Source organism: Roseomonas sp. TS2, from assembly GCF_058833935.1.
In genome coordinates this window covers 1-13531 of sequence record NZ_JCACVY010000005.1, presented here as the reverse complement: position 1 = coordinate 13531, position 13531 = coordinate 1, and the positions used below count along the sequence as shown (strand labels likewise).

At 71.8% G+C, this 13531-nt stretch carries 9 protein-coding genes; 7 read left to right on the top strand and 2 right to left on the bottom strand.

What is annotated here, in order from left to right; all coding sequences use genetic code 11:
* Nucleotides 1–107: 107 nt before the first annotated feature.
* The 3 genes from otnI to ACZJYS_RS02040 all read left to right on the top strand — a co-directional run bounded on the left by otnI (nt 108) and on the right by ACZJYS_RS02040 (nt 2872).
* Nucleotides 108–890: a 2-oxo-tetronate isomerase gene (gene otnI, locus ACZJYS_RS02050; protein ID WP_109515368.1), complete on the top strand. Its 783-nt coding sequence runs from the start codon at nt 108–110 to the stop codon at nt 888–890.
* Nucleotides 891–924: 34 nt separating this feature from the next.
* Nucleotides 925–1809 (top strand): 2-hydroxy-3-oxopropionate reductase, encoded by an 885-nt coding sequence (locus ACZJYS_RS02045; RefSeq protein WP_493175448.1) that lies wholly within the window; start codon nt 925–927, stop codon nt 1807–1809.
* 187 nt (nt 1810–1996) lie between these two features.
* The gene (locus ACZJYS_RS02040; RefSeq protein ID WP_109515366.1) at nt 1997–2872 is read left to right on the top strand and encodes a helix-turn-helix domain-containing protein; all 876 of its coding nucleotides are present in this window, start codon (nt 1997–1999) and stop codon (nt 2870–2872) included.
* A 19-nt stretch (nt 2873–2891) separates the two neighbouring features.
* Here ACZJYS_RS02040 and ACZJYS_RS02035 read toward each other — a convergent pair whose 3' ends face one another.
* Nucleotides 2892–5561, bottom strand: coding sequence for a bifunctional acetate--CoA ligase family protein/GNAT family N-acetyltransferase (locus ACZJYS_RS02035; protein WP_493175446.1), 2670 nt, complete (start codon nt 5559–5561; stop codon nt 2892–2894).
* Between the two features lie 276 nt (nt 5562–5837).
* Between ACZJYS_RS02035 and tkt the strand changes: the two genes are divergently transcribed.
* The 4 genes from tkt to ACZJYS_RS02015 all read left to right on the top strand — a co-directional run bounded on the left by tkt (nt 5838) and on the right by ACZJYS_RS02015 (nt 11761).
* Nucleotides 5838–7871, top strand: coding sequence for a transketolase (gene tkt / locus ACZJYS_RS02030; RefSeq protein WP_493175527.1), 2034 nt, complete (start codon nt 5838–5840; stop codon nt 7869–7871).
* A gap of 40 nt (nt 7872–7911) precedes the next feature.
* Entirely contained in the window at nt 7912–8934 is a 1023-nt protein-coding gene (gap, locus tag ACZJYS_RS02025; RefSeq protein WP_109515364.1) for a type I glyceraldehyde-3-phosphate dehydrogenase, read from the top strand.
* Nucleotides 8935–8948: 14 nt separating this feature from the next.
* Entirely contained in the window at nt 8949–10145 is a 1197-nt protein-coding gene (locus tag ACZJYS_RS02020) for a phosphoglycerate kinase (RefSeq protein ID WP_493175444.1), read from the top strand.
* Between the two features lie 182 nt (nt 10146–10327).
* Entirely contained in the window at nt 10328–11761 is a 1434-nt protein-coding gene (locus ACZJYS_RS02015) for an NAD-dependent succinate-semialdehyde dehydrogenase (RefSeq protein ID WP_109515362.1), read from the top strand.
* Between the two features lie 222 nt (nt 11762–11983).
* Here ACZJYS_RS02015 and ACZJYS_RS02010 read toward each other — a convergent pair whose 3' ends face one another.
* Nucleotides 11984–13285, bottom strand: a complete 1302-nt coding sequence (locus ACZJYS_RS02010; RefSeq protein ID WP_109515361.1) for a hemolysin family protein — start codon at nt 13283–13285, stop codon at nt 11984–11986.
* Between the last annotated feature and the right edge of the window lie 246 nt (nt 13286–13531).

Here is a 13531-nt window from a genome sequence, read left to right as displayed (position 1 = left end):
ACGGCAGCTTGTCGGACAAGGGCTTGCACTCCGCGCCCAGCCCTCTAGCGTGCCGCGCCAGCACCGGGGCGCGAGGCCGCGCTCCCACCGATATCCGGAGATCCCGCATGCCGCGCTTCGCCGCCAACCTGTCCATGATGTTCCAGGAACTGCCCTTCCTGGACCGCTTCGCCGCCGCCCGCGCGGCGGGGTTCGAGGCGGTGGAGTTCCTCTTTCCCTACGACTTCCCCGCCGCCGAGATCGCCACCCGCCTCAAGGACAACGGGCTGCAGCAGGTGCTGTTCAACGCCCCGCCCGGCGACTGGGCGGCGGGCGAGCGCGGCATGGCCTGCATCCCCGGCCGCCAGGCCGAGTTCCGCGAGGCGCTGAAGCAGGCCCTGGACTACGCCGCCGCCCTCTCCTGCCCGCGCCTGCACATCATGCCGGGCCTGCGCCCCGCCGGCGTGGCGCATGACACGCTGACGGCCGTCTATGGCGCCAACCTGGCCTGGGCGGCCGAGGAATGCGCCAAGGCGGGAGTGAAGGCGGTGATCGAGCCGATCAACCAGCGCGACATCCCCGGCATCTTCATGACCACCATGCAGCAGGGCGCCGACATCATCGCCGCCGTGGGCGAGGACAGGCTCGGCCTGCAGTTCGACCTCTACCACTGCCAGGTGAGCGAGGGCGACATCGTCAAGCGCGTGGAGAAGCACCTGGCCATCATCGCCCACATGCAGGTGGCGGACGTGCCGGGGCGCAACGAGCCGGGCACCGGCGAGGTGAACTGGGCTTTCGTGTTCGATCGCATCGACGCGCTGGGCTACCGTGGCTGGATCGGCTGCGAGTACCGGCCGGCGGGCGAGACGGTGGCCGGCCTCGGCTGGTTCGCCCCCTACAAGGCCGCCTGACCAGGCCCGCACTTCCCGGAGGAGACGTCCAAAGATGAAAATCGGTTTTATCGGCCTCGGCATCATGGGCCATCCCATGGCGCTGCACCTGAAGTCGGCGGGCCATACGCTGCTGGTGCCCGACCGCGCCAGCCTGAAGGAGGAGATCCGCGCCCAGGCCGAGGTGCTGCCCGACCCGGCCGCCATCGCCGCCGCGGCCGAGGTGGTCATCCTGATGGTGCCGGACACGCCGGATGTGGAGGCCGTGCTGTTCGGCCCGAAGGGCGTGGCCGAGGGCCTCTCCCCCGGCAAGCTGGTGATCGACATGAGCTCGATCAGCCCGACCGCCACCAAGGATTTCGCCCGCCGCGTCAACGAGAAGGGCTGCGACTATCTCGACGCCCCCGTCTCCGGCGGCGAGGTGGGCGCCAAGCAGGCCAGCCTGACCATCATGGTGGGCGGCCCGCAGGCAGCCTTCGACCGCGCCCTGCCGCTGTTCCAGGCGATGGGCAAGAACATCACCCTGGTGGGCGAGGCCAATGGCGCCGGGCAGACCTGCAAGGTGGCCAACCAGATCGTCGTCGCCCTGACCATCGAGGCGGTGGGCGAGGCGCTGGTCTTCGCCAGCAAGGCCGGGGCCGATCCCGCCAAGGTGCGGCAGGCCCTGATGGGCGGATTGGCGACCTCGCGCATCCTTGAACTGCACGGGGAGCGCATGATCAAGCGCACCTTCGAGCCCGGCTTCCGCATCGCCCTGCACCAGAAGGATCTCAACCTCGCGTTGCAGTCGGCGAAGGAGCTCGGGGTCGCGCTGCCCAACACAGCCTCGACTCAGCAGCTATTCTCGGCCTGCGCGGCCGCTGGCGGGGGGCAGTGGGATCACTCCGGTTTGGTTCAGGCTCTTGAAATGCTTGCGGCGCATAAAGTCTCCGGAAGCTGAGGCTTGGCCGGCCCCTGGCGGGCCGATTCCGGCCCGCCAGGGCACTTCGTTTTGAGAAAGATTCTTATCATCTCGCGATTATCCGTTGCCAGAAGGCCGCCCCGGCCGCATTTTCTGTCCTAGCGCCGTCCGGCGAGATTTTTCGCCGCAGACGAATATGAACCGGTTGATATCGACAAGAGGTGTCATGCGTTTCGCCGATATCGGCCAGCAATTGCGGGCCTACCGTCTTGAGTCCGGCCTGCGGGCCGAGGAGATCGCGGCGCGGCTGGGCGTGTCCCGGGCCGCGTTGTATCGCTACGAGAAGGGCGAGGTCATCAAGCTGGACACGATCCGGCGGCTGGCTGAGTTGCTGAAGATCTCGCCCCTTTCCCTGCTCGGGATCGGGGTGGAGTATTTCTCCCGCCCCATCGCCTTCCAGGAGCGGCTGCGCCAGGTCGAGGAGCAGTCCGACCAGATCCTGCAGGTCGGCGGCGCCTTCTGCTACCAGACCACCACGGAGGCCTTCGACGGCGCCCTGGCGGAGGCCTGGGCCGAGGCGGCCGATGCGGCGCCCGAGCGCATCCCCGCCCGTGCCGCCGCCGACCAGGCGATGGGCCTGCTGACGGCACGCAAGAAGCTGCACCAGTCGCGCCGCGCCAACATCATCGCCATGCTGTCGGAGACCGCGCTGCGCGGCTTCCTGGCCGAAGGCGTGGCGGGCAGCCTCGCCCTCTCGGAGCGCACCCGCAACCGGTGCCGGCAGGCGGCGCGCGACGAGGTGGAGAGCATCGCCACACTGATGGAGAGCGTGCCCATCGGGCTGCAGATCGGCCTGCTGCCGACCGAGCCGGCGGGCAGCTTCATGGTGCTGCGCGGGCGGGAGCGGGCGCATGTCTGCACCAGCCCCTTCCCCGCCGACCTCACCGCCAGCCCGGCCATCGGCGTCGGCACCATCACGGCGGCGGACGAGGCGGTGTCGGTGCACCAGCGCGTGGCCGAGGCTGCCTGGCGCAACGCGCTGAAGGGCCCCGCCGCCGCCAGCCGCCTGCGGGAGCTGCTGCAGGAGGCCGCGCCGCGCTGAGGCGCGGCGCGGACGCGCCCTACAGCGCCAGCCGCGCCTCCATCACCTCGTCATCCTCCGGCGAGCGGCGCAGGGTGAAGCCAAGGGAGCGGACGAAGCCCAGCATCGGCTGGTTGTCGGCCAGCACCTGGCCGACAACCTGCTCCAGCCCCTGCCCCCGGCCCCACTCCAGCAGCCGCTCCATCAGGTGCCGGGCCAGGCCCTGGCCCTTCCAGCCCGGCAGCGTCACCACCGCGAACTCGCCCACCGCCGGGTCGCCGGGGGCGCCGCCCGGCTCGCGGATCAGCCGCGCCACGCCCACGGTGCGCGGCGGCCCCTCGCCGCTGCTGTCCACCGCCACGAAGGCCATCTCCCGGTCGTAGTCGATCTGCGTCATGCGGGCGAGCTGCGCCGGCGGCAGCTCCTTGATCTGGCTGAAGAAGCGCCAGCGCACATCCTCCGGCGCCAGGTTGCGGAAGGCCTCGGCATGGGCGGCGGCGTCCTCCGGGCGGATCGGGCGCACCAGCAGCCGGCGGCCATCCCGCGCCGTCCATTCCCGCGCCAGCTCGGCCGGATAGGGCGGCACGGAGAGCATGGAGCGCTGCCCCGGCGGCCGCAGCCCGCCCGAGGCATCCAGCGCCAGCAGCCCCTTCCCGTCCGCCAGCAGCGGGTTGACGATCAGCCCCTCGATCTCGGGGAAGTCGATGGCGATCTGGGAGAGGCGCACCAGCGCGTCGGCCAGCAGGGTCAGGTCTACCGGCGCGTGGTCGCGGAAGCCTTCCAGCAGCCGCACCCCGCGGGTGCGGCGGATCAGCGCCAGGGCCAGGGTGCGGTTCAGCGGCGGCAGGTCGAAGGCCACGTCCGGCTCGAAGTCGGAGGCGGTCCCGCCACGGCCATAGCCGATCCAGGGGCCGAACATCGGGTCGTCGCCCAGCCGCAGGCGCAGCTCATGGGGGCGCAGCGGACCGGTGGCGCCGGCCTGGCGCTGCACCAGGAAGCCGTCGATCCGCGCCTGCGGGCGGGCGGCGCGCACCTGCGCCACCATGGCCGCCGCCGCCGCGCGCAGCCCGGCCACGTCCTTCAGCCCCAGCACCACGCCCCCCACCTCGGTCTTGCGCGGCAGGTCGGGGCTCAGGACCTTCAGCACCACGGGGAAGCCGAGGCGCATGGCGGCGGCGATGGCGGCATCGACATCCGGCACCGCCTGCCCCGGCACCGCCGGCAGCCCGTAGGCCTCCAGGATGCGCAGCGCCTCCGCCTCGGTGAAGCCGAGCCGCCCCTCGGCGCGCAGGGCGTCGATCACGGCGCGCACGGCGGCGCGGTCCGGCGCCAGCTCCAGCATGTCGCGCGGCGGCAGCTCGGCGGCGGCGGCGCGGTTGCGGCGGTCGGTCGCCAGATGCAGGGCGCCGCGCACCGCGGCCTCCGGCGTGGCGAAGACGGCATGGCCGGCCAGCGCCAGACGGCGGCGCGCGGCGGCGGCGGCCGGCGCCTGGCCCAGCCAGCCCACCAGCACCGGGGCGCCGCGCGTCGCCCGCGCGGCGGCGGCGAGGGCGCTGGCCGCCACCTCCTGGTCCTGCCCCGGCGCGGGCGCGTGCACCGCCACCACCGAATCCACCTCCGGCAGGGCGGCCAGCAGGCTGGCGGCCTCGGCCAGGCGGTGCCCCTCCTGCGGCGGCAGCAGCAGCGGGTTGCCGGGGGCCGCCTGCGGCAGCGCCAGCGAGAACGCCTCCTGCGCCGCCGGGCTCCAGGCGGCCAGGCGGCCGCCGGATTGCAGCACGGCATCGGCCGCCAGCTGCGCCGGCCCCTGGCCGTTGGCGACGATCGCCACCCGGTCGCCGGCCAGCGCGTCCAGCCCGCCGCGCGGCGCCGGGCGCACCCGCGCCAGCGTCTCGGCCGCCGCCAGCAGGTCCTCCAGCCCGCCCACGCGCAGCACGCCGGCGCGGCGCAGCGCCGCCTCCATCACCGCATCGGCGAGGCCGGAGGCATCGGCCTGCCGCCCGCCGGGGCGGATCGCCACCACGGGGCGCGTGCGGGCCGTGGCGCGGGCGGCGGAGATGAACAGGCGGCGGTTCTTGATCCGCCGCAGGTCGAGCAGCACGGCGCCCGCCTCCGGGTCGCGCGCGATCCAGTCCAGGGCGAGGGCGAAGCCCAGCCCCTGGTTGGTGCCGATGCCGACGATGTGGCTGAAGCCCAGCTCCTCCCCCTCCGCCCAGTCGATGACGGCGCGCGCCATGGCGCCGGACTGGCAGAGCAGCGCCAGCCGCCCCGGGCGCGGCGCGATGTGCGACAGGCTGGCATTCAGCCCGATGCGCGGCAGGCAGAGGCCGAAGCTGTGCGCCCCCAGCACCCGCACGCCTGTCCTCTCCGACAAAGCGGCGAGGTCCGGCCCGGCCACCGGGACGATGGCGGCGAAGCAGCCCCGCGCCGCCAGCGCCCGCATCGCCGCCTCCTGCGCCCCGGGCGGCAGGCAGAGCACGGCGAGGTCGGGCGGCGCGGGCAGCGCCTCCAGAGCCTCCGCCGGCAGCAGCCCCTCGGCGGCGAGGCCGATGGCGTGAATCGGCCCGGCGAAGCCGCCCGTGGCGAGGTTGCGGGCGAGGATGCCGGATTCCGGCAAGGCCGGGTCGGCCAGCAGCACCACCGATTGCGGGCGGAACAGCGCCGTCTCCCGGAAGCCGGGACGGTGGCGCGGCAGGGCGAGAGGGAGCTTCATGGCGCCGAACATCTGGCGCGCCCCGCGCTGCGCCGCAACAGGAACCTGCCGCCGGAACGATCCTCGGGCGAAGCTTTTTCCGGCGCCCGGTGGCACCTCCAGCGGGGCTGGCCCGCGTGATCCGGGGCTGGCCTGCGGGGCGCCGCCGGGCTAAGGGAGCGCATCATTTATGATCCGGCAGGGCTTATGCGGGCGTGAAGGCCCGTTGGGTTGCCGCTTTTTCCCCGCCCCTCTATAGCCGTCCCGACGCCAGAGAGGTTCTTGACCTTGGCCAGTATCGCCCCCCTTCCCGACGCTTCCGCCAACCCCGCCATCGCGGCGCAGCAGAAGATCCTGGCTCTGCCGGTGACCGAGACGCGGCGGATGGCCGATGCGATCCGGGCCCTGGCCATCGACGCCGTCGAGCAGGCCAAGTCCGGCCATCCCGGCATGCCGATGGGCATGGCCGACGCCGCGACCGTGCTGTTCAGCAAGTTCCTCAAGCACGACGCCGCCGACCCGCGCTGGGCGGACCGCGACCGCTTCGTGCTCTCGGCCGGCCACGGCTCGATGCTGCTCTACGCCTGGCTGCATCTCTCCGGCCATGCCGGCATGGCGATGGACGACCTGCGGAAGTTCCGCCAGCTGCATTCGGTGGCCGCCGGCCATCCGGAATATGGCGAGCACCCGGCGATCGAGACCACCACCGGCCCGCTCGGCCAGGGGCTGGCCAACGCCGTCGGCATGGCGCTGGCCGAGCGGCACCTCGCCACCCGCTTCGGCAAGAGCCTGGTGGACCACCGCACCTGGGTGATCGCCGGCGATGGCTGCCTGATGGAGGGGATCAGCCACGAGGCCGCCTCCATCGCCGGCCACTTCAAGCTGAACAAGCTGACGGTGCTGTGGGACGACAACGGCATTTGCATCGACGGCGCGGTCGACATGGCCAGCTCCGACGACGTGCTGAAGCGCTTCGCCGCCTATGGCTGGGCGGTGAAGCGGGTGGACGGGCATGACGCGGCGGCGGTGGAGAAGGCGCTGGAAGGCGCCACCCGCAGCACCCGCCCGACCATCATCGCCTGCCGCACCATCATCGGCTTCGCCGCCCCCACCAAGGCCGGCACGGCCGGCAGCCATGGCAGCCCGCTGGGCGGCCCCGAGGCCGCCGCCGCCAAGCAGGCGCTGGGCTGGACCAGCGGCCCCTTCGAGGTGCCGGAGGACATCAAGGCCGCCTGGGAGGCCGCCGGACGCCGCTGCGCCGGCGCCCGCCGCTCCTGGCTGAAGCGCCTGGCCAACCACCCGCAGAAGGCCGAGTTCGAGCGCGCCATGGCCGGCAAGCTGCCGGAGGGCTGGCACGAGGCCGCCGCCGCCTACCGCGCCAAGCTCGCCGAGGACAAGCCGAAGATCGCCACCCGCGTCGCCTCGCAGCGCGCGCTGGAGGTGCTGGTGCCGGCCATCCCCGAGATGATCGGCGGCTCGGCCGACCTCACCGGCTCCAACAACACCAACGTCAAGGGCATCCCCGTGCTCTCGCCGTCCAACATGGGCGGGCGCTACGTGCACTGGGGCATCCGCGAGCACGGCATGGCCGCCGCCATGAACGGCATGGCGCTGCATGGCGGCGTCATCCCCTATGGCGGCACCTTCCTCGTCTTCGCCGACTACATGCGCCCCTCCATCCGCCTCGCCGCGCTGATGCGCGCCCGTGTGGTGCATGTGCTGACGCATGACAGCATCGGCCTCGGCGAGGACGGGCCGACCCACCAGCCGGTGGAGACGCTGGCCAGCCTGCGCGTCATCCCCAACCTCCATGTGTTCCGCCCGGCGGACGCGATGGAGACGGCGGAGTGCTGGGAGCTGGCGGTGGCCCGCGCCGACGGCCCTTCGGTGCTGGCGCTCTCCCGCCAGAACCTCCCCGCCCTGCGCGAGGAGGCGGGCGAGAACCGCTCCGCCCGCGGCGGCTACGTGCTGGCCGAGGCCTCCGGCGCCCGCAAGGCGACCCTGATCGCCACCGGCTCCGAGGTGCAACTCGCCATGACGGCGCGCGCCACGCTGGAGGCGGAGGGCATCCCCACCGCCGTCGTCTCCCTGCCCTGCTGGGAGCTGTTCGCGCTGCAGGACGAGAGCTACCGCGCCGCCGTGCTGGGCGATGGCCTGCGCATCGGCATCGAGGCGGCGCTCGGCTTCGGCTGGGAGCGCTGGCTTGGCCGTGATGCAACCTTCATCGGCATGACGGGTTTCGGCGCTTCGGCACCGGCCGAGGATCTCTACCGCCACTTCGGCATCACGGCCGAGGCGGTTGTGACGGCAGTCCGGCGCAAGCTGGGCTAAGACGCTTCAAGACCAATCGGGAAAGACAAGGGAAGACACCATGGCTGTTAAGGTCGCGATCAACGGGTTCGGGCGCATCGGCCGCCTGGTGCTGCGCGCCGCCTGCGAGAGCGGGCGCGACGATGTCGAGTTCGTTGCCATCAACGACCTGGGCTCGGTCGAGGCGAACGCGCATCTCTTCCGCTACGACAGCGTGCATGGCCGCTTCCCCGGCGAGGTGATCGTCGAGGGCGACAGCATCACCATCAAGGCCCACGGCAAGACCTGGGGCCCGATCAAGGTGACGGCCGAGCGCGACCCGACGAAGCTGAAGTGGGACGGCGTCGACATCGCCGCCGAGTGCACCGGCATCTTCACCGCGCGCGAGAAGGCGCAGGTGCTGCTCGGCACCGGCGCGCGCAAGGTGCTGATCTCGGCCCCCGGCGAGAACTCGGACAAGACCATCGTCTACGGCGTGAACCACACGACGCTGACGGCCGAGGACAAGATCGTCTCGAACGCCTCCTGCACCACCAACTGCCTGGCGCCCGTCGCCAAGGTGCTGCACGAGAAGTTCGGCATCCTGCGCGGCTACATGGTCACCATCCACGCCTACACGGGCGACCAGAACACCGTCGACACGCTGCACAAGGACCTGCACCGCGCCCGCGCCGCGGCGGTCTCGGCCATCCCGACCTCGACGGGCGCCGCCAAGGCCGTGGGCCTGGTGATGCCGGAGCTGAAGGGCAAGCTGGACGGCACCGCCATCCGCATCCCGACGCCGAACGTCTCGCTCGTCAGCCTCGACTTCGTGCCGGAGCGCACCGAGGGCCTGACCAAGGAGGCGATCAACGCCGTGATGAAGGAGGCGGCCGAGAACGGCCCGCTGAAGGGCATCCTCGGCTACAACACCGCGCCGCTGGTCAGCATCGACTTCAACCATGACCCGCACTCCTCCACCTTCGATGCCACCCAGACCCAGGTGGTCGATGGCGGGCTGGTGCGGGTGATGAGCTGGTACGACAACGAGTGGGGCTTCTCCAATCGCATGTCGGACACCGCCGCCTATCTCGGCAAGCTCTGAGGGAGGGCGCGGCGATGGCCCGTTTCCGGACGCTCGATCAGCTCGACCCCGCCGGCAAGCGGGTCCTGCTGCGCGCCGACCTCAACCTGCCGGTGCGCGACGGTCAGATCACCGACCGCACGCGCATCGAGCGCCTCTCCCCCACCATCCGCGAGCTGGCGGAGAAGGGTGCGCGCGTCATCGTGTGCAGCCATTTCGACCGGCCGAAGGGCAAGCGGGTGCCGGAGATGTCGCTGAAGCCGATGGCGGAGGCGCTCGCTGGCTCGCTCGGCCGCCCCGTCGCCTTCGCCGATGACTGCATCGGCCCCGTGGCCGAGGCCGCCGTCACCGCCCTGAAGGATGGCGAGGTGCTGGTGCTGGAGAACACCCGCTACCACGCCGGCGAGGAGAAGAACGACCCGGCGATGGCGGAGGCGCTGGCCAAGCTCGGCGACGTCTTCGTCAACGACGCCTTCTCCGCCGCCCACCGCGCCCATGCCTCGACCGAGGGCGTGGCGCACAGGCTGCCCAGCTATGCCGGCCGGCTGATGCAGGCCGAGCTGGAGGCGCTGGACGCGGCGCTCGGCACCCCGGCGCGGCCGGTGGTGGCCATCGTCGGCGGCGCCAAGGTCTCCACCAAGCTCGACCTGCTCGGCAACCTGTCGCGCAAGGTGGACGTGCTGGTGATCGGCGGTGCCATGGCCAACACCTTCCTGGCGGCCAAGGGCATGTCCATGGGCAAGTCGCTGCAGGAAGCGGAGATGCACGAGACGGCGCTCCGCATCCTCGACGAGGCCAAGGCCGCCAATTGCGAGGTGCTGCTGCCGGAGGATCTCGTCGTCGCCGAGGCCTTCGCCGCCAACGCCCCGCACCGCACCGTCGCGGCGGACAAGGTGCCCGAGGGCATGATGGCGCTCGATGTCGGCCCCGGCACGGTGGCCGCGGTCGAGAGCCGCCTGAAGCGCGCCTCCACCCTGGTGTGGAACGGCCCCTTCGGCGCCTTCGAGATCCCGCCCTTCGACACCGCCACCGTGCAGGTGGCGCAGATGGCCGCGGGGCTCACCACCTCGGCCGGGCTGAAGACGATCGGCGGCGGCGGCGACACCGTCTCGGCGCTGCGCCATGCCGGGGTGGCGGAGCGGATGACCTATGTCTCCTCCGCCGGCGGTGCCTTCCTGGAGTGGCTGGAAGGCAAGACGCTGCCGGGCGTGGCGGTGCTGCAGGAAGGCTGAGCCACGGCTCGGCGGACGGAACGAAGGCCGGGGCGGAAGTCCCGGCCTTTTTTGATCGCCCCTCGATACCCCGTTGCAGGATCATCCGACGAGCGGCCGAAAACTCCGGGTCAAGGGGTGGTGCTTCGCGTTTCGCGGGTCCACATTCGCCCCAACCCCGACCAGTTGAGGAGACGCTGTAGATGTACCAGGACGTCCTGCTCCATATCGACGGCCAGTGGCGCGCCGCGACCGGCGGCCGCACCATCCCCGTGCTGAACCCGGCCACCGAGGAACAGATCGGCACCGTTCCGCACGCCAATGAGAGCGACCTCGACGAGGCGCTGGCCGCCGCCGAGCGGGGCTTCGCCACCTGGAAGAAGGTCTCCGCCTTCGACCGCTCCAAACTGATGCGCAAGGCCGCCGACCTGCTGCGCTCGCGCGCCGACAGCATCGCCCGCCTGATGACGCTGGAGCAGGGCAAGCCCCTGCCCGAGGCGAAGATGGAGGTGATGGCCGGCGCCGACACCATCGACTGGTTCGCCGAGGAAGCCCGCCGCGCCTATGGCCGCGTGGTGCCGGCGCGCGCCGAGGGCGTGTACCAGCTCGTCATCAAGGAGCCGGTCGGCCCCGTGGCCGCCTTCACGCCGTGGAACTTCCCGATCAACCAGGTGGTGCGCAAGCTCTCCGCGGCGCTGGCCACCGGCTGCTCGATCATCGTCAAGGCGCCGGAGGAGACACCGGCCTCGCCGGCCGAGCTGATCCGCTGCTTCATCGATGCCGGGCTGCCGAAGGGCGTGGTCGGCCTCGTCTATGGCGTGCCGGCGGAGATCTCCTCCTACCTCATCCCGCACCCCACCATCCGCAAGGTGACCTTCACGGGCTCCACCCCGGTGGGCAAGCATCTGGCCGAGATGGCCGGCAAGTACATGAAGCGCGCGACGATGGAGCTGGGCGGCCACGCCCCCGCCATCGTGTTCGACGACGCCGATGTGGACCACGCCAGCAAGACCCTCGCCGGCAGCAAGTTCCGCAATGCCGGCCAGGTCTGCGTCTCGCCGACCCGCTTCCTGGTGCAGGAGAAGGTGTTCGACCAGTTCGTCGACAAGTTCACCGCCTATGCCAAGTCGCTGAAGGTTGGCAACGGGCTGGAGGATGGCGTGCAGATGGGCCCGCTGGCCAATGACCGCCGCATCCCCGCCATGGAGGCGCTGGTGGCCGATGCCCGGCAGAAGGGCGCCGAGGTCCGCACCGGCGGCAACCGCATCGGCAACAAGGGCTATTTCTACGAGCCGACGGTGATCACCGGCCTGACGCGCGAGATGCGCGCCATGAACGAGGAGCCGTTCGGCCCGCTGGCGCTGATGGTGCCCTTCAAGGACTTCGACGAGGTGGTGGAGGAGAGCAACCGCCTTCCCTTCGGCCTCGCCGCCTATGCCTTCACCCGCTCGGCCAAGACGGCGAACGCCATCGCCAGCCAGGTCGAGACCGGCATGATGACGATCAACCACCTCGGCCTGGCCCTGCCGGAAGTGCCGTTCGGCGGCATCAAGGACAGCGGCTACGGCTCCGAGGGCGGCTCCGAGGCGATCGAGGCCTACCTGAACACCAAGTTCGTCACCCAGGCCGGCCTCTGACAGCCGGCCCGCCCCTCCGCCCGCGGGCGGAGGGGCCACGGCCCGGCCCGCGCCTCCCCCGGGAGGCGCGGGCTTTTTCATGCCCGCTCAGCCAGTGCCCGCTCAGCCAGTGCCCGCTCAGCCAGTGCCCGCTCAGCCAGTGCTGGATCAGCCAGAGCTGGATCAGCCGGCGCTGAATCAGCCGGTGCTGGATCAGCCGGTGCTGGATCAGCCGGTGCTGGATCAGCCGGTGCTGGAGGGGTCCTGGCTGACCAGCACCTTGTCGATCCGCCGCCCGTCCATGTCGATGATCTCGAAGCGCCAGCCGGCCCAGGCGATGCGGTCGCCCTCGCGCGGCACGCGCTGCAGCAGCGCCAGCACCAGCCCGGCTACGGTGTGGTAGCTGCCCTCGCCCGGCAGGCCGGGCAGGTCAAGGCGGGCGCGCAGCTCGTCGCTGGCCATCATGCCGTCGAGCAGCAGGCTGCCATCGTGGCGCTCCACCACGCCGCCGGCCTGCGGCGCCGGCGCCGGGCCCAGCTCGCCCACGATCGCCTCCAGCAGGTCGGACGCGGTCACCACGCCCTCGAAGCTGCCATACTCGTCCATCACCAGCGCGATGCCGAGCGGGTCCTTGCGCAGCCGGGCCAGCCCGTCCAGCGCCGAAAGGCCGTCGGGCAGCACGGAGGCCTGGCGCAGCGCGGCCTTCAGGTCCAGCGGCGCGCCGGTGAGGATCTGGTCCAGCAGGTCCTTCGCCGCCACCACGCCCACCACGTTGTCGATCCGCCCGTCCGCCACCACGAAGCGCGTCACCGTGCTGGCGCGCAGCCGCGCCGCAACCTCCTCGGGGCCGGCATTGCGGTCGATCCACTCCACCTCGGTGCGCGGCGTCATCAACGCGCGTACCGGCTTGTCGGCCAGCCGCAGCACGCGCTCGATCATGTGGTGCTCCTCGCGCTCCAGCGCGCCGGCCTCGGCCCCCTCGGCCACGGCGGCGCGCACCTCCTCCTCCGTGATGGTGGTGGAGACCGGCTTGCTGGCGCCGAGCAGCCCCAGCACCAGCGCCGAGGAGCGGGAGAGCAGCCAAACCATCGGCGCCGCGACGCGGGAGAGCAGCGACATCGGCCGCGCCACCAGCACCGCCACCGCCTCCGGGTTGCGCAGCGCCAGCTGCTTCGGCACCAGCTCGCCCAGGATCAGCGAGAGATAGGTGATGCCCAGCACCACCAGTCCGAGGGCGATCTGGCTGGCATAGGTCTCGAGCCCCGGGATCTGCGCCAGCAGCCCGCCCAGCCGCTGCGCCAGCCCCTGCCCGGCGAAGGCGCCCGCCAGCACGCCGACCAGCGTGATGCCGACCTGCACCGTGGGCAGGAAGCGCTGCGGATCCTCCGCCAGTTCCAGCGCCGTGCTGGCGCCGGCCCGTCCGCTCCGCTGCAGGCCAAGCAGCCGCACGCGGCGCGAGGAGACGATCGCCAGCTCGCTCATCGCGAAGACGCCATTCAGCAGGACGAGCAGCAAAATCACGCCGATCTCGATGGCGATACCCATGGCGGGGCGGTCTCCGTTGGGGGTGCAAGCGGCGGTTCTAGCCCCTCGCCCGGGATGGGTCACGCCTTCAGGCCCCATTCCTGCCATCAAGACGCCGATCCACCGCCGCAGGGCACCCGCATAGGAGGAGTCATCGCGCGACGCGCACCGCCGTCTGGAGTCGGAACGCCATGAATGCACGCGCCCTACGCCCTGTTCCGGGCAATGCCGGCCTCTCCGCCGCTCCCATGCCACTGCGGCAGGGCG